Below are 14768 nucleotides of genomic sequence, written 5' to 3' on the forward strand. Positions count from 1 at the left end.
GGGGAGGCGACGACGTCCAGCTGAAGGTGGGGCAGATCGCCGGAGGCGCGGAGGCCACGCCGCTCGCCGACGGCAGCCTCGCCATGGCCCGTCCCGGCGTCACAGCCCCCGTGGTCGACGTCTACGAGGACTTCGCCTGCCCGCACTGCGGCACGTTCGACCGCATGCACGACCCGATGCTCAAGGAGCTGGCCGTCTCCGGACGCGCCAAGGTCGTCTTCCACCCGATGGTGATCTTCAGCACGAGCGTCCAGCCGGCGCACGGCAACGCGGTCCGGGCCGCGGCGGCGCTGCGCTGCGTCGGCGACGGCGCGCGCTGGCTGTCCTACCAGGACGCCCTCTACTCCCACCAGCCCGCGACACTCTCCACCGAGGGCTACGCGACGGCGGAGCTGATCTCCTACGCCGGGAGCCTCGGGCTCACCGGGGACGGGTTCACCTCCTGCGTCCGGAACCAGCGTTACGCCGAGAGCGTGAGGACCGTCAGCCAGGGCCTCATCTCGTCCGGTGTGCAGAGCACGCCCAGCGTGCGGGTGAACGGCCGCACCCTCGACAAGTCGGACACCGACAGCCCGGACGCGCTGCGCCGCGCCATCGAGGCCGCGTCCTGACGGGAACGCGTGCCGGAGCGACTAGTCTCACCGCGACGAGGGAGGTCGGAGACGATGGCGTGGAGCTGGCGGCTGGAGAAGGCGGACGGGCGCATGGTCGGCATGTCGGAGGAGACCTTCTCCACCCAGGCGGACGCGGAGAGCTGGCTGGGCGAGAACTGGCGGGGACTGCGCTCCGACGAGGTCGACACGGTGACCCTGCTGGACGGCGAGTCGGTCGTGTACGAGATGAGCCTGCTCGAACCCGAGTGACGAGGAGACGGGAAAGGGCCGCGGAGCCGGGCGCCCCGCGGCCCTTCCATCCAGCCGTTAGGGCCGCCGGGGCGGGCTTCCGGTCTTGGCGGGGTCGCGGATGACGACCGGGTCGAGGACGTCGTCGATCCGCTTCAGCACGCCGTCGTCCAGCTTCACGCCCGCCGCCCGCGCGTTGTCGGCGACCTGCTCCGGACGGGACGCGCCCACGATCGCCGACGCCACGTTCGGGTTCTGCAGCGTCCAGGCGATCGCGAGCTGCGCCATCGACAGGCCGAGGTCGTCGGCGATCGGCCTCAGCTCCTGCACGCGGGCCAGCAGGTCATCGCTCATGTAGCGCTTGATCATGTCGGCGCCGCCCTTGTCGTCGGTGGCGCGCGACCCGGCGGGCAGCGGCCGCCCCGGCTTGTACTTGCCGGTCAGCACGCCCTGCCCGATCGGCGACCAGACGATCTGGCCGACGCCCTCGCGCTCGCACAGCGGGACGATCTCGCCCTCGATGACCCGCCACAGCATCGAGTACTGCGGCTGGTTGGAGATGATCCGGTCGAAACCCATCTCGTCGGCGATCCTGAGGGCCTGCTCGATCTGCTCCGCCCGCCACTCCGACACGCCGACGTAGAGGACCTTGCCCTGCCGGACGAGGTCGTCGAACGCCCGCATCGTCTCCTCGAGCGGCGTCTCGTGGTCGAACCGGTGGGCCTGGTACAGGTCGATGTAGTCGGTCTCCAGGCGGCGGAGGGAACCGTTGATCGACTCGACGATGTGCTTGCGGGACAGGCCCCGGTCGTTCATGCCGGGTCCGGTCGGCCAGAAGACCTTGGTGAAGATCTCCAGCCCCTCGCGGCGCTGCCCCTTGAGCGCGCGGCCGAGCACCTCCTCCGCGCGCGTGCCCGCGTAGACGTCCGCGGTGTCGAAGGTGGTGATCCCCTCGTCGAGGGCGGCGCGCACGCACGCGCGGGCCGCGTCCTCCTCGACCTGGGAGCCGTGGGTGAGCCAGTTGCCGTAAGCGATCTCGCTGACCTTCAGGCCGCTCCGGCCCAGGTATCGGAACTCCATGCCCACGACCCTAGTCCGCCGCGAACCGGGACCCTCACGGCGGACGGCCTCTCCGACCGGGTCAGATCTTCTCTTTCTCGCCGACCCGGACCTGGGGGTTCGGCACGCGGAGCCGGCGGATCTGCATGGCGCGCATCGCCGCGTACAGGCCGACGCCCTTCACGTCCTCGTCCGGGTACCGCTCGGCGGCCAGCCGCCTGATGCCGCGGCTCAGCAGCAGGCCCTCGGCGAACACGACGACCAGCAGCAGCGGCGGCGCGAACAGCACCAGCAGCCGGGCCACCGGGATCGGGAGCATGCTCAGCAGCACGATCGCGAACATGGCGTACATGAGGTACGAGCCGACCGTGCGGCGGGAGTCGACGTAGTTGCGGGCGAGCCTGCGGACGGGACCCTTGTCCCGCTTGAGCAGGTGCTTCTCGTCACCCTTCGCCATGCCCTGGCGTGCCTTGACGCGATCGGACGCCTGCCGCTCCCTGACCTTCCGGTACGCCTCCTTGCGGGAGGACGGCGCGGTGATCGGCTGGCGGTTGCGCTTTTCGGCTTCCTTGCGCTTGGGCGTGGGACGGCCCTTGCCTCCCGGCTTTACTACCTCAGGAGGATTCGCCGGGGCCTCCGGGGTACGACGCTTGAACACGGGATCAGACTACCGGCTGCGAACATCGTGGCTGCCTCGCGCGTTAACGCGTAGGGTGATAAGAACCCCAGCAGTGGTCATTGAGCCCAGTTCACGACTGAGGCGACAGCACGAAGGGACCGGCGCCGCGCGATGAGCGTGATGAAGCGAATGTCGATGATCTTCAAGTCCAAGGCGAACAGGGCCCTGGACCGCATGGAGGATCCCCGCGAGACCCTCGATTACTCCTACCAGCGACAGCTGGAGATGCTGCAGAAGGTCCGTCGGGGGGTCGCCGACGTCGCCACTTCGCGCAAGCGTCTCGAATTGCAGATCAACCAGCTCGAGCAGCAGCAGACCAAGCTGACCGACCAGGGCAAGAAGGCGTTGCAGGTCGGCCGGGAGGATCTCGCCCGCGAAGCGCTGACCCGCCGCGCCGGTCTTGAGAGCCAGCTGAACGACCTGCGCGGCCAGTACCAGCAGCTGCAGGGCGAGGAGGAGAAGCTGACGCTCGCCTCCCAGCGGTTGCAGGCCAAGGTCGACTCCTTCCGCACCCGCAAGGAGACGATCAAGGCGACCTACACCGCCGCCGAGGCGCAGACGAAGATCAACGAGGCGTTCTCCGGCATCTCCGAGGAGATGGGCGACGTCGGCCTCGCGATCCAGCGCGCCGAGGAGAAGACCGACACCATGAAGGCCCGCGCCGGCGCGATCGACGAGCTGCTGGCGTCCGGCGCCCTGGAGGACTTCTCCGGTCCCAAGGACGACATCCAGGCCGAGCTCGACCGGATGGGCTCCGGCCCCGGCGTCGACCTCGAGCTGGAGCAGCTCAAGGCCGAGCTCGGGCAGGCCCCCGCGCCGAAGGAGCTGAACCAGGGCACGCCGACCGCGCAGCCGCAGCAGCAGCAGGACGCCCCCCAGCAGGCGAACTGGCAGCAGAAGCCCGGGGGTGCCCAGTGATCGTCCGCCTGATGGGCGAGGGCCAGCTGGACGTGGCCGCGGAAGACCTGTCCGCTCTCAACGCGCTCGACGACGAGCTGGAGTCGGCGATCGAGTCGGGTGACGAGACGACCTTCCGCGAGGCGCTGCACGCGCTGCTGGAGAACGTCCGCAAGGTGGGCAAGCCGCTTCCGCCGGACAGCCTCGCGCCCTCCGAGCTGATCCTGCCGCCCGCCGACGCGCACATCGACGAGGTGCGCTCGATGCTGGGGGACGAAGGGCTGATCCCCGACTGACGGGTGCGCGCCGGCCGCCCGCCGAATTGGACAGCCAGGCACAAAATCGGGGTCCCGCGCGTTGTCACCACTGAACACCGCACCGGGAAGCACAGGGGGTGGCCGCATGGCCAGAACGCGATACGCCTCCGATCGGGGGCTCACCTCGCGGATGCTCGTGACGATGTTCCTGCTGGGGCTGGTCTACGTCGTCGCCGTGGGGGCGTTCTTCGTGTTCGTGCCCCAGTGGGCGTTCATCGCGCTCGCCGTGGCGGCGGTCTTCCTGCTCGCCCAGTACTTCTTCTCCGACAAGATGACCCTGTTCGCCATGCACGGACGCGTCGTCACCCCGGAGGAGGCGCCCGAGCTGCACGGCGTCGTCGACCGGATCTGCGCGATGTCGGACGCCCCGAAGCCGAAGGTCGCGATCGCCGACACCGACGTGCCGAACGCGTTCGCCACCGGGCGGAACCAGAAGAGGGCCGTCGTCTGCGTCACCACCGGCCTGCTGCGCCGGCTCGACCCCGTCGAGCTGGAGGGCGTCCTCGCCCACGAGATGGCGCACGTCGCGCACAAGGACGTCGCGGTCATGACGATCGCGTCGTTCCTCGGCATCTGCGCGGGGCTGATCACCCGGGTCGGCCTCCAGGTCGGCCTGTTCGGCGGGTTCAGCCGCCGCAGCAACGACCAGAACACCGGGCTCATCCTGCTCGCCGTGGTCGCCGCGAGCGCCCTGGCCTACGCGGTCAGCTTCATGCTCACCCGGGCGCTGTCGCGCTACCGGGAGCTGTCCGCCGACCGCGCCGCCGCGCTGCTGACCGGCCGCCCGTCCGCGCTGGCCAGCGCGCTGACGAAGGTCAACGGGGAGATCGCGCGGATCCCGACGAGCGACCTGCGGTCCGCGCAGGCGTTCAACGCGTTCTTCTTCACCCCGGCGCTCGGCAAGGGCTTCAGCGTCTCCTCGCTGTTCTCCACCCACCCGACGCTCGACAAGCGGCTCGCCCAGCTCTCGAAGATCTCCGAACAGCTCAGCAGGGGAGTCTGATCCGTGGGCTTCCTGGACACGCTCCTCGGCCGCTCCAAGCCCGCCAAGCCCGACCTCGACCGCCTCTTCGCGCTCTCGACGGCCGCCGTCACGCTGGAGGCCGCGACGGGGTTCGTCCCGACCGGGCTCGGCTCGGTGTGCTTCCGCGCGGCGGAGGGCGGGGCGTTCGCGCGGCTGCAGCGCGACGTCCAGGAGCTGCTGGACGCCGACGAGGGCCCCAAGGTCGAGATCAGCACCGACACCTACGGCTACACGTGGCTGCTCACCTCGCACCGTCCGGACGAGCTGCCCGACCTCGTCACCGACCTGCACGCCGTGAACGCGACGCTGGAGTCCGGCGGGTTCGGCCCGCACCTGCTCTGCTCGCTGGCCGGCTTCCGCGGCCCTGACGGGCAGCGCCTCGCGCTCGTCTACCGCTACAAGAGCGGCACGTTCTACCCCTTCGCCCCGCTGCCCGGCGACAAGCGCGACAACGCGCTGGAGCTGCAGGTGCGCGGCGCGGTCGGCGCCGACCTCCCCTTCGAGGACGACCTCGGCCGCTGGTTCCCCGTCTGGGGCGCCCCCGGCCTGTGACCGGCCCGTGACCAGGCTGTGTGTCATCGGACGCTGAACAACCGTCCAAGATCGGCGTAATGTCAGGACATGGCGCCCTCCCGTGACGCTCCCGACTCCGGGCTGACCTGGCGGATGCTCGCCACGACGGTCCTGGTCGCGCTCGTGTACGCGGCGGCCGTGCTGCCCGCGTTCCTCGCCGGTCCGGTGTGGGGCGCGGCGGCCGCGGCCGCCGCGGTCGCCGTCGCGGTGCTCTCGGCCCGCGCCGCCGACCGGCTGGCCCTCTACGCGATGGACGCCCGCCTGGTCGCCTCCGACGAGGAGCCCGAGCTGCACGCCGTCGTCGACCGGCTGTGCATGTCGTCCGGCCTGCCGAAGCCGCGCCTCGCCGTGTCCGCGCTGGACATGCCGAACGCCTTCGCCGCCGGGTCGGGCCCGGGCTCGGCGGTGGTGTGCGTCACCGACGGGCTGCGCGCCCGGCTCGACCCGGCCGAGCTCGCCGCCGTCCTGGCCCACGAGATCGCGCACGTCGCCAACCGGGACGTGCTCGTCACCGCGATCGCGTCGTTCCCCGGCCTGTGCGCCGGGCTGTTCCTCGGCTGGTGGACGGGCCTGATCACCGGCCGCGGCAGATACGGCGCCGGACGTGCCGCCGCCCTGCTGGCCGGGGTCGTCCTGCTGCCGCTCGGCGTCGCGGCGGCGGTGCTGTACGCCGCGGGCACCCTCGTCGGGCTCGCCCTGTCCCGGCACCGGGAGCTGTGCGCCGACTCCACCGGCGCGGTGCTGACGGGCCGTCCCGGCGACCTGGCGTCCGCCCTCGGTAAGGTCACCGACGTGATCCGGGACGCCTCCCGCGACGATCTGCGGGCGCTGCGGCCGGTGAGCGGCCTGTGCGTGGTCGCGGTGCGCGGCGGGGGCGTGGCGGCGCTGCTGTCCAGCCACCCGACGCTGGAGCGGCGCACGGAGCGGCTGTCGGCCCTGTCCTGGCGGCTTGAGAGCGGCGGCTGACATGGGCGTCCTGGACGGGCTGCTCGGCCGTCCCGCGCCGCCCGGCCTGCCCGACCTCGACCGGCTGTTCGCGCTGCCCGCCGCCGCGGGCGCGCTGGAGGCCGCGACCGGGTTCGCCCCGACCGGCTCCGGCGCCGTCTGCCACCGCCTCGTCGAGGGCGGCCCGTTCGGCGCGTTCGGCAGCGCGCAGCGGGACCTCACCCGCCTCCTGACCACCGGCGGAGGCCGCGAGACCGGGCTGAGCGCGGGCCCCTACGGCTGGGGATGGGCGCACGTCACCCGGCCGCCGGACGCGTTCGACCGGCTCGTCGCCGACCTGCACATGGTCAACTCGACGTTGACCGCCGCCGGATACGGGCCCTACCTGCTGTGCTCGGCCGTCTCCTTCCGCCGCGACGACGGCCCCCAGCGGCTCTTCCTGGTCCATTCGCCCGGCCGCGGGACGTTCTACCCGTTCGCGCCCCGCCCGCCCGACGTCGCGGCAGCGGAGCGCCGCCGAAACAACACGGTCGAGACGAACGCCCGCGACGCCCTCGCCGGGGAACTGGACATCGAGCCCGACACCGGCCGGTGGTTCCCCGTCTGGGACGTCCCCGGCCTGGCATAGCCGCTGCTCAGGGGAGGGCGAGCATCTGGTCGAGGGCGGCGCGGGCGTGGTGCGCGGTCTCCTCGTCCACCTCGATGACGTTCTCGACCCGCCCGGCCGCCAGCGACTCCAGCGACAGCACCAGGTGGGGCAGGTCGATCCGGTTCATCGTCGAGCAGTAGCAGACGGCCTTGTCGAGGAACATGACGTTCTTGTCCGGGTGGGCGTTCGCGAGCCGCCGGACGAGGTTCAGCTCCGTGCCCACCGCCCAGGACGAGCCGGGCTCCGCGGCTTCGATGGTCTTGATGATGTACTCGGTCGAGCCGACCTGGTCGGCGGCCGTGACGACCTCGTGCTGGCACTCCGGGTGGACGAGGACGTTCACGCCGGGAACGCGCGCCCGGACGTCGTCCACCGACTCCTTGGTGAACCGTCCGTGCACGGAGCAGTGGCCGCGCCAGAGGATCATCTTGGCGTCCCGGAGCTGCCCCTGCGTGAGGCCGCCCTCGCGGCGGTGCGGGCTGTAGACGACGCAGTCGTCCAGGGAGAGGCCCATCTCCAGGACGGCGGTGTTGCGCCCGAGGTGCTGGTCGGGCAGGAACAGGACCTTCTTGCCCTTCCCGTAGGCCCAGTCCAGGGCGCGCCTGGCGTTGGACGAGGTGCACACCACGCCGCCGTGCCGTCCGACGAAGCCCTTGATGTCGGCGGAGGAGTTCATGTACGTGACCGGGACCACGTCGTCCGCGACGCCCGCGTCCTCCAGGACGTCCCAGCACTCCTCGACCTGGTCGAACGTCGCCATGTCGGCCATCGAGCAGCCCGCGCCGAGGTCGGGCAGGATCACCCGCTGGTGCCCGGCGGTCAGGATGTCGGCCGACTCCGCCATGAAATGGACCCCGCAGAACACGATGTACGGCGCCTCGGGACGGGCCGCCGCCTGCTGCGCCAGCTTGAACGAGTCGCCGGTGACGTCCGCGAACTGGATGACCTCGTCCCGCTGGTAGTGGTGGCCCAGTACGAACACCCGTTCGCCCAGGGCGGCCTTGGCGGCGCGGGCGCGCTCGACGAGCGCGGGGTCGGAGGCCGGCGGCAGCTCGCCGGGACAGTCCACGCCGCGCTCGCTGGCGGGGTCGGCGGCGCTGCCGAGCAGGAGCAGCGGAAGGTCGCGCACTGGGGTGGTCACGGCGTGTCTCCCTTCGGCGACGGGGGCTTATCGTCGCTTTGACGACTAATGATGGCACATCCGCGGCCCGGCGATGATGTGACGTAGAACGCACCGTGCCCGGGAGTTAGACATGGCCGGGAAGCGGAATGGGCCTATGGCGAGGTACGTTGTCCTACGGGAAGGGGCGTAAGACGTCCTGGAGGACAAGCGACAGTCCGCCGCCGCGCGCGGCGCAGCGAGATCCGGGAGCTGAACATATGACGGTTTCAGGCGAGACCACGCAGGAGACCACGCAGCAGGGCGTCGTCCTCACCGACGCCGCCGCCGAGAAGGCCAAGGGCCTGCTCGAGCAGGAGGGCCGTGACGACCTTGCGCTGCGTGTCGCCGTGCAGCCGGGCGGCTGCTCCGGCCTGATCTACCAGCTCTTCTTCGACGAGCGCGAGATGGACGGCGACCAGATCCAGGACTTCGACGGCCTGGCCGTGCGCGTCGACCGGATGAGCGCCCCCTACCTCACCGGCGCCACCATCGACTTCGTCGACTCGATCGAGAAGCAGGGGTTCACGATCGACAACCCCAACGCGTCCGGCTCCTGCGCCTGCGGCGACTCCTTCAACTGAGCGAACCCGCCGGACGAGCGCCGCGGACGAGCGTCGCCGAACGAGCGTCGAGGGCGGGCCGGGCATGCGCCCGGCCCGCCCTTTCGCGTCGGCTCGGCCATCTCTCGGGCTGCGCTCCAGCGTCAACCTATGGTGCGATGGGAAAGTACTCTTTCCGGGTCCGAAACAGCCGGTGAACAGCCGGACGACCACCACGAGGAGAGCGACGCCGTGCGCATCGCCGTGACTGGCTCCATTGCGACCGACCACCTGATGACCTTCCCAGGGAGATTCACCGACCAGTTCCTGCCCGACCAGCTGGACCGGGTGTCGCTGTCCTTCCTGGTGGACGAGCTGGACATCCGCCGCGGCGGCATCGGCGCCAACATCTGCTTCGGCATGGGCAACCTCGGCAAGGAGTCGATCCTCGTCGGTTCCGTCGGCGACGACTTCGCCGACTACCGCTCCTGGCTCGAACGGCACGCGGTCGACACCGCGTCCGTGCACGTGTCCGACCTGCACCACACCGCCCGGTTCCTGTGCACCACCGACCAGGACCAGAACCAGATCGCGACGTTCTACGCCGGCGCGATGAGCGAGGCCCGCTCCATCGAGCTGCAGCCCGTCGCCGACCGCGTCGGCGGCCTCGACCTCGTCATCGTCAGCCCGAACGACCCCGAGGCGATGCTGCGCCACACCGAGGAGTGCCGCACCCGCGGCATCCCGTTCGCCGCCGACCCGTCCCAGCAGCTCGCCCGCATGGACGGCCCCGACGTCCGCCGCCTCATCGACGGCGCCGCCTACCTGTTCAGCAACGAGTACGAGAAGGCGCTCGCGGAGGAGAAGACCGGCTGGTCCGGCGAGGAGATCCTGGACCGCGTCGGCATCCGGATCACCACGCTCGGCGCGAAGGGCGTCGTCATCGACCGCAAGGGCGTGGAGGGCCTGCACGTGCCCGCCGTCCCCGTGGAGAAGGTCGTCGACCCGACCGGCGTCGGCGACGCGTTCCGCGCCGGCTTCCTGTCGGCGCTCGCCTGGGAGCTCCCGCTCGAACGCGCCGCGCAGGTCGGCCACACCATCGCCGCGCACGCCCTCGAATCCGCCGGGCCGCAGGAGTACACCCTGGCCCGCGAGGCGTTCCTCGGCCGCTTCGCCGCCGCCTACGGCTCCGACGCCGCCGCGGACGTCGCGCCCCACCTCACCTGCCCGAACCCGTAACGAGCGCAACGCGGAAGGGCCGCGCCATCCCGGCGCGGCCCTTTTCGCGTGCGTCGCTCAGTACGTGCGGCGGATGTGGAAGCCCCAGCCGCCCTGCTGGAGCGTCTCCTCCCAGACGAAGTCCTGCGACTTCATGCGGCACCAGGCGGGGACGTCGGTGCGGGCGGCGGCGTCGTCGGCGAGGACGGCGACGATCTGGCCGACCGGGACCTCGCGGATCCGCTCGGCCAGCATGATGATCGGGATCGGGCACTTGCGGCCGAGCGCGTCGATGACGAGGACGGGCGGCGGCGCGGCCGGCTCGGCGGCGGGGGGCGGCGCGGCGCCGGCGGGGGGCGCCCCGTTCTTGGCGCGGCCTCGGAACCTCATGGGCGCGACCGCCTCCCTGTCTCGACGTGGTCCAGCGCCGTCCGGCGGAGGCGGTCGACGGCGCCGGGCAGCACGCTCAGGAACCGGTCGACGTCCGCCGAACGGACGCCACGCGGCAGCGATACCCGCACGTTCCCGTGGGTAATCACGCCCATCGCCTCCAGCACATGACTGGGACGCAGCGTATCCGCCGTGCACGAACTTCCGGAGGAAACGGCGAAACCCAGCCTGTCGAGTTCGGTCAGCAGCGCCTCGCCCTCCACGTACAGGCACGAGAACGTCACCAGGTGCGGCAGCCGCCGGACGGGGTCGCCGACGACCTCGACGTCGGGGACGGCCCGCGGCACCTCCGCGCGGATGCGGTCCACGAGGGACGAGACGCGCGCCGCGTCCGCCGCCATGTCCGCGCGGAACGCCTCCAGGGCCGCGGCCGCCGCCACGATGCCCGGGACGTTCTCGAACCCCGGCACGCGGCGCTGCTCCCGCTCGTCGTCCGGCAGCGGGGACCGCCAGCGGGTGCCCTTGCGCACGGCGAACACCCCGACCCCCGCGGGCCCGCCCCACTTGTGGGCGCTGCCGGCGAGGAAGGACCAGCCGCCGGGGACGTCCATCCGCCCGAGGGACTGCGCCGCGTCGACGAGCAGGGGGACGCGGGCGGCGCGGCACGCCTCCGCGGCCTCGGCGACGGGCTGGACGGTCCCGACCTCGTGATTGGCCGACTGCAGGCATGCGAGCGCGGTGTCCGGGCGCAGCGCCGCGGCGAACGCGCCAGGGTCGACGCGGCCCGTGCGGTCGACGCCGACGACGGTCACCTCGCCGCCGTCGCGCTCATGGGCCTCGGCGGCGTGCAGCACGCTGGAGTGCTCCACCGCGCTCACCACCAGGTGCCGCCCGACCCTCTGGCGGGCCCGCAGCCCGCCGAGGACGGCCAGGTGAACCGCCTGCGTGCCCGACGACGTGAACGACAGCTCGTCCGCGCGGGCGCCGAGGACGCCGGCCACCCGTGCGCGGGCCCGGTCGAGGAGCCTGCGGGCGCCGCGCGCCGTCCCGTACAGCCGGGCCGGATCGGCCCATCCGGCGTCAAGAGCCTCAAGGAGGGCCGGCCGGGCCGCGGGGTGCGGCGGCTCGGCGGACGCCGCGTCGAAGTAGGCCGCTTCGGCGGAAACGGGGCCGGCGGCGCCCGGCGTGCTCGGTTCGGCCACGCGCAAACACTAACCCGGCACCCGATCGGGGGTTCGCGCGACCCTCGCGCTAGTGTGTCCAACGCACATGTGACAACTGATCTCTCCGCCCGGCCGACCGGGCTTTCATCCGTGGGGAAGGCATTCCGTGAGTCCGACCCGCTCTAGGGAGCGGCGTACGCCTGTGCGCAGTCGCCGCGCATTGAAAAGCGCCGGCGCGCTGGGTCTGCTGGCGCTGTCAGCCACCGCGTGCAGCGGCAGCCGCCTGGGCATGCCCGAGCCGATCAGCGAGCAAGGCGAGCGCATGCTGCACCTGTGGCAGGGCTCCTGGATCGCGGCGTTCGCGGTCGGGGCCGTTGTCTGGGGCCTGATCATCTGGGCGGTGCTGTTCCACCGCAAGCGCTCCGACGACCTGCCGCCGCAGGTCCGCTACAACATGCCGATCGAGATCCTCTACACGGCGGTCCCGTTCGTCATCATCGCGGTCCTGTTCTACTTCACCGCCCGGGACGAGAACTACGTCGAGAAGACCACCGCCAATCCCGCGGTGGTCGTCGACGTGACCGGGTTCCAGTGGAGCTGGCAGTTCGACTACAAGGAGAAGGACGCCACGGGCAAGGAGAAGACGGTCGCCTCCGTCGTCGGCCAGCCCGTCGCGCCGAACGGGCCCGCGCCCGCCAAGCCGGTGATGACGATCCCCACGGGCCAGAAGATTCGTGTCCGCCTGCACTCCAACGACGTCATCCACTCGTTCTGGGTCCCGGCGCTGATCTACAAGAAGGACGTCATGCCCGGCTACGACAACGAGTTCGAGTTCACGGCGAACAAGACCGGCGTGTACGAGGGCCGCTGCGCCGAGCTCTGCGGTGTCGACCACAGCCGGATGCTGTTCCAGCTCAAGGTCGTGACGCCGCAGGAGTACGCCAAGTACATCGCCGACTCCAAGGCCGCGCTGGCCGCGGGGGGTGCCAAGTGACCGCGACCAGTCACGCGCCCACCGTGACGCCCGCCGTCCCGCGGACGACCAAGGGCCGCATCCTCGCGTCCTGGATGTCGTCCACGGACCACAAGGTGATCGGCTACCTCTACCTGATCACGTCGTTCTTCATGTTCCTGTTCGGCGGCGTCCTCGCGCTGGTGATGCGCGCCGAGCTGTTCGAGCCGGGCATGCAGGTCGTCAGCAACGAGCAGTTCAACCAGCTGTTCACGATGCACGGCACGATCATGCTGCTGATGTTCGCGACGCCGCTGTTCGCGGGCTTCACCAACGTCATCATGCCGCTGCAGATCGGCGCGCCCGACGTGGCGTTCCCGCGGATGAACATGCTGGCGTACTGGCTGTTCCTGTTCGGCAGCCTCATCGTCATCGCGGGCTTCCTGACCCCGGGCGGCGCGGCCAGCTTCGGCTGGTTCGCCTACGCCCCGCTGTCGGACGCGGTGCGCTCGCCCGGCATCGGCGGCGACATGTGGGTGATGGGCCTGGCGATGTCCGGGTTCGGCACCATCATGGGCGCCGTCAACTTCGTCACCACGATCCTGTGCATGCGCGCGCCCGGCATGACGATGTTCCGGATGCCGATCTTCACGTGGAACGTCCTGCTGACGTCCATCCTGGTGCTGATCGCGTTCCCGGTCCTCGCCGCGGCGCTGCTGGCGCTGGAGGCCGACCGCAAGCTCGGCGCGCACATCTTCGACGCCTCGCACGGCGGCGCGCTGCTCTGGCAGCACCTGTTCTGGTTCTTCGGGCATCCGGAGGTCTATATCATCGCGTTGCCCTTCTTCGGCATCGTGACGGAGATCCTCCCGGTCTTCAGCCGCAAGCCCGTGTTCGGCTACATCGGGCTGGTGTTCGCGACCATCAGCATCACGGGCCTGTCCATCACGGTGTGGGCGCACCACATGTTCGTCACCGGCCAGGTGCTGCTGCCGTTCTTCTCGTTCATGTCGTTCCTCATCGCCGTGCCCACGGGGGTGAAGTTCTTCAACTGGGTCGGAACGATCTGGCGAGGACAACTGACGTTCGAGTCGCCGATGCTATGGGCGCTCGGCTTCCTCGTGACGTTCCTGTTCGGCGGCCTCACGGGCGTCATCCTCGCCTCGCCGCCGATGGACTTCCAGCTGTCCGACTCCTACTTCGTGGTGGCGCACTTCCACTACGTCGTGTTCGGCACCGTGGTGTTCGCGATGTTCGCCGGGTTCTACTTCTGGTGGCCGAAGTGGACCGGCAAGATGCTCAACGACACCCTCGGCAAGATCCATTTCTGGCTGCTGTTCATCGGCTTCCACGGGACGTTCCTCGTCCAGCACTGGCTGGGCGCCGCGGGCATGCCGCGCCGGTACGCCGACTACGCCGACGAGTTCCAGGGCCTGAACGAGATCTCCAGCATCTTCTCGTTCGTCCTCGGCGCGTCCATGCTGCCGTTCTTCTACAACGTGTACATCACGTGGAAGCGGGGCAAGCGCGTCGAGGTCGACGACCCGTGGGGCTACGGCGCGTCGCTGGAGTGGGCGACCTCGTGCCCGCCGCCGCGGCACAACTTCAACTCGATTCCGAAGATCCGTTCCGAGCGGCCCGCGTTCGACCTGCACCATCCGCATGTGGGCGCCAAGGGCGAGCTGGCCGGGACGAAGGGGGAGTAGCCGATGCGCGTCCAGGCGTTCATGTTCTACGGCTCCGCGCTGTTCTTCTTGGCGACGGACATCGTGTACTGGCTCTGGTCGAAGGACTGGACGGGCACGACGGCGCTGGGCATCTCGGTCGGCCTCGCCGGGCTCATCGGGTTCTACATCCATTTCACGGTCCGGCGGCTGGAGGCCGCAAACGGCGGCCCGCTGTACGAGGACGACCCCGAGGGCAACATCTCGGACGCGGCCGGCGAGCTGGGCTTCTTCAGCCCGCACAGCTGGTGGCCGCTGTTCCTCGGGCTGTCGGCCGCGGCCATCGCGCTCGGCATCGTGTTCGGCTGGTGGCTGGTCATCCTCGGCGCCGCCGCGACGCTGCTGTCGACGATCGGTCTGGTCTTCGAGTACTACCGGGGTCATTTCGCCCACTGATCAGTAAAAGAACCCCATGAGGGGCCGGTGTCCGCTTTTTTGCGGGTACCGGCCCTTTCACATACTGGGCGCCGTTCCAGCGACGTGGCTGGGGAGGCGGACCGATCGCCCAGTAGGACGACCGGGGGGACCACATGCGGGTGGGTGGCTCAGGACCGGGAGACCGGGGACGGCGGACGGCGGCCGTGCTGATCGGCGCCGGCATGGTCGCGGGCGCCGCGGCCTGCTCGGGCGGCGGC

Annotated in this window: 18 protein-coding genes; 13 read left to right on the forward strand and 5 right to left on the reverse strand. The window is 70.7% G+C overall.

Annotated features, from left to right (window positions below):
* The coding region (locus ETD83_RS30825; protein WP_138648729.1) for a DsbA family protein at window positions 1-611 on the forward strand (611 nt) is incomplete at its 5' end.
* A gap of 54 nt (window positions 612-665) precedes the next feature.
* Window positions 666-863 carry a hypothetical protein gene (locus ETD83_RS30830; protein ID WP_138648730.1) on the forward strand — a complete coding sequence of 66 codons (198 nt, stop codon included), beginning with the start codon at window positions 666-668 and terminating at the stop codon, window positions 861-863.
* Window positions 864-920: 57 nt separating this feature from the next.
* On the opposite strand, the gene ETD83_RS30835 is transcribed toward ETD83_RS30830, so the two are convergent.
* Both ETD83_RS30835 and ETD83_RS30840 read right to left on the reverse strand, forming a co-directional pair.
* On the reverse strand, window positions 921-1922 hold the full coding sequence (locus tag ETD83_RS30835; protein ID WP_138648731.1) for an aldo/keto reductase family protein: 1002 nt from the start codon (window positions 1920-1922) through the stop codon (window positions 921-923).
* A gap of 61 nt (window positions 1923-1983) precedes the next feature.
* Window positions 1984-2559: a DUF3043 domain-containing protein gene (locus ETD83_RS30840; RefSeq protein WP_138648732.1), complete on the reverse strand. Its 576-nt coding sequence runs from the start codon at window positions 2557-2559 to the stop codon at window positions 1984-1986.
* A 132-nt stretch (window positions 2560-2691) separates the two neighbouring features.
* Here ETD83_RS30840 and ETD83_RS30845 point away from each other — a divergent pair, with 132 nt between their 5' ends.
* From ETD83_RS30845 to pspAB (ETD83_RS30870), 6 genes are all read left to right on the forward strand, one after another.
* On the forward strand, window positions 2692-3498 hold the full coding sequence (locus tag ETD83_RS30845) for a PspA/IM30 family protein (protein WP_171064527.1): 807 nt from the start codon (window positions 2692-2694) through the stop codon (window positions 3496-3498).
* The gene (pspAA, locus tag ETD83_RS30850; RefSeq protein ID WP_138648733.1) at window positions 3495-3773 is read left to right on the forward strand and encodes a PspA-associated protein PspAA; all 279 of its coding nucleotides are present in this window, start codon (window positions 3495-3497) and stop codon (window positions 3771-3773) included. Before ETD83_RS30845 ends, pspAA begins: the two co-directional genes overlap by 4 nt.
* Window positions 3774-3879: 106 nt before the next feature.
* Window positions 3880-4797 carry a zinc metalloprotease HtpX gene (htpX, locus tag ETD83_RS30855; RefSeq protein WP_138648734.1) on the forward strand — a complete coding sequence of 306 codons (918 nt, stop codon included), beginning with the start codon at window positions 3880-3882 and terminating at the stop codon, window positions 4795-4797.
* A 3-nt stretch (window positions 4798-4800) separates the two neighbouring features.
* Window positions 4801-5370 carry a PspA-associated protein PspAB gene (gene pspAB / locus ETD83_RS30860; RefSeq protein ID WP_138648735.1) on the forward strand — a complete coding sequence of 190 codons (570 nt, stop codon included), beginning with the start codon at window positions 4801-4803 and terminating at the stop codon, window positions 5368-5370.
* Between the two features lie 69 nt (window positions 5371-5439).
* Window positions 5440-6357 (forward strand): M48 family metalloprotease, encoded by a 918-nt coding sequence (locus ETD83_RS30865; protein WP_138648736.1) that lies wholly within the window; start codon window positions 5440-5442, stop codon window positions 6355-6357.
* Window positions 6341-6964, forward strand: coding sequence for a PspA-associated protein PspAB (gene pspAB, locus ETD83_RS30870; protein ID WP_329602996.1), 624 nt, complete (start codon window positions 6341-6343; stop codon window positions 6962-6964). The genes ETD83_RS30865 and pspAB (ETD83_RS30870) overlap by 17 nt, the downstream gene beginning before the upstream one ends.
* 7 nt (window positions 6965-6971) lie before the next feature.
* On the opposite strand, the gene nadA is transcribed toward pspAB (ETD83_RS30870), so the two are convergent.
* The gene (gene nadA / locus ETD83_RS30875) at window positions 6972-8126 is read right to left on the reverse strand and encodes a quinolinate synthase NadA (protein ID WP_138648737.1); all 1155 of its coding nucleotides are present in this window, start codon (window positions 8124-8126) and stop codon (window positions 6972-6974) included.
* 239 nt (window positions 8127-8365) lie between these two features.
* Between nadA and ETD83_RS30880 the strand changes: the two genes are divergently transcribed.
* Window positions 8366-8728 (forward strand): HesB/IscA family protein, encoded by a 363-nt coding sequence (locus tag ETD83_RS30880; RefSeq protein ID WP_131942422.1) that lies wholly within the window; start codon window positions 8366-8368, stop codon window positions 8726-8728.
* Window positions 8729-8938: 210 nt separating this feature from the next.
* A complete protein-coding gene (locus ETD83_RS30885; protein WP_138648738.1) occupies window positions 8939-9925 on the forward strand; it encodes a carbohydrate kinase family protein in 987 nt (328 codons plus the stop codon).
* A 57-nt stretch (window positions 9926-9982) separates the two neighbouring features.
* Here the strand turns inward: ETD83_RS30885 and ETD83_RS30890 are convergent, their stop codons facing one another.
* Both ETD83_RS30890 and ETD83_RS30895 read right to left on the reverse strand, forming a co-directional pair.
* Window positions 9983-10294, reverse strand: a complete 312-nt coding sequence (locus ETD83_RS30890) for a sulfurtransferase TusA family protein (protein ID WP_138648739.1) — start codon at window positions 10292-10294, stop codon at window positions 9983-9985.
* Complete coding sequence (locus tag ETD83_RS30895; protein ID WP_138648740.1) at window positions 10291-11496, reverse strand: cysteine desulfurase family protein; 1206 nt, start codon at window positions 11494-11496, stop codon at window positions 10291-10293. The genes ETD83_RS30890 and ETD83_RS30895 overlap by 4 nt, the downstream gene beginning before the upstream one ends.
* A gap of 163 nt (window positions 11497-11659) precedes the next feature.
* Here ETD83_RS30895 and ctaC point away from each other — a divergent pair, with 163 nt between their 5' ends.
* From ctaC to ETD83_RS30910, 3 genes are all read left to right on the forward strand, one after another.
* A complete protein-coding gene (ctaC, locus tag ETD83_RS30900) occupies window positions 11660-12451 on the forward strand; it encodes an aa3-type cytochrome oxidase subunit II (protein WP_138648741.1) in 792 nt (263 codons plus the stop codon).
* Window positions 12452-12525: 74 nt separating this feature from the next.
* Window positions 12526-14115 (forward strand): aa3-type cytochrome oxidase subunit I, encoded by a 1590-nt coding sequence (ctaD, locus tag ETD83_RS30905; RefSeq protein ID WP_171064528.1) that lies wholly within the window; start codon window positions 12526-12528, stop codon window positions 14113-14115.
* Between the two features lie 3 nt (window positions 14116-14118).
* Entirely contained in the window at window positions 14119-14529 is a 411-nt protein-coding gene (locus tag ETD83_RS30910; RefSeq protein WP_138648743.1) for a cytochrome c oxidase subunit 4, read from the forward strand.
* The last annotated feature ends 239 nt before the right edge of the window (window positions 14530-14768 follow it).

Source organism: Actinomadura soli, assembly GCF_005889715.1.
GTDB lineage: Bacteria > Actinomycetota > Actinomycetes > Streptosporangiales > Streptosporangiaceae > Spirillospora > Spirillospora soli.

What these genes read in the sequence shown, in the direction of transcription:
- ETD83_RS30830 (WP_138648730.1), top strand. Translation starts at nt 666, where the DNA reads ATGGCGTGGAGCTGGCGGCTGGAGAAGGCGGACGGGCGCATGGTCGGC.
- ETD83_RS30835 (WP_138648731.1), bottom strand. Translation starts at nt 1,922, where the DNA reads ATGGAGTTCCGATACCTGGGCCGGAGCGGCCTGAAGGTCAGCGAGATC.
- ETD83_RS30845 (WP_171064527.1), top strand. Translation starts at nt 2,692, where the DNA reads ATGAGCGTGATGAAGCGAATGTCGATGATCTTCAAGTCCAAGGCGAAC.
- htpX (WP_138648734.1), top strand. Translation starts at nt 3,880, where the DNA reads ATGGCCAGAACGCGATACGCCTCCGATCGGGGGCTCACCTCGCGGATG.
- ETD83_RS30865 (WP_138648736.1), top strand. Translation starts at nt 5,440, where the DNA reads ATGGCGCCCTCCCGTGACGCTCCCGACTCCGGGCTGACCTGGCGGATG.
- ETD83_RS30880 (WP_131942422.1), top strand. Translation starts at nt 8,366, where the DNA reads ATGACGGTTTCAGGCGAGACCACGCAGGAGACCACGCAGCAGGGCGTC.
- ETD83_RS30890 (WP_138648739.1), bottom strand. Translation starts at nt 10,294, where the DNA reads ATGAGGTTCCGAGGCCGCGCCAAGAACGGGGCGCCCCCCGCCGGCGCC.
- ctaD (WP_171064528.1), top strand. Translation starts at nt 12,526, where the DNA reads ATGTCGTCCACGGACCACAAGGTGATCGGCTACCTCTACCTGATCACG.
- ETD83_RS30910 (WP_138648743.1), top strand. Translation starts at nt 14,119, where the DNA reads ATGCGCGTCCAGGCGTTCATGTTCTACGGCTCCGCGCTGTTCTTCTTG.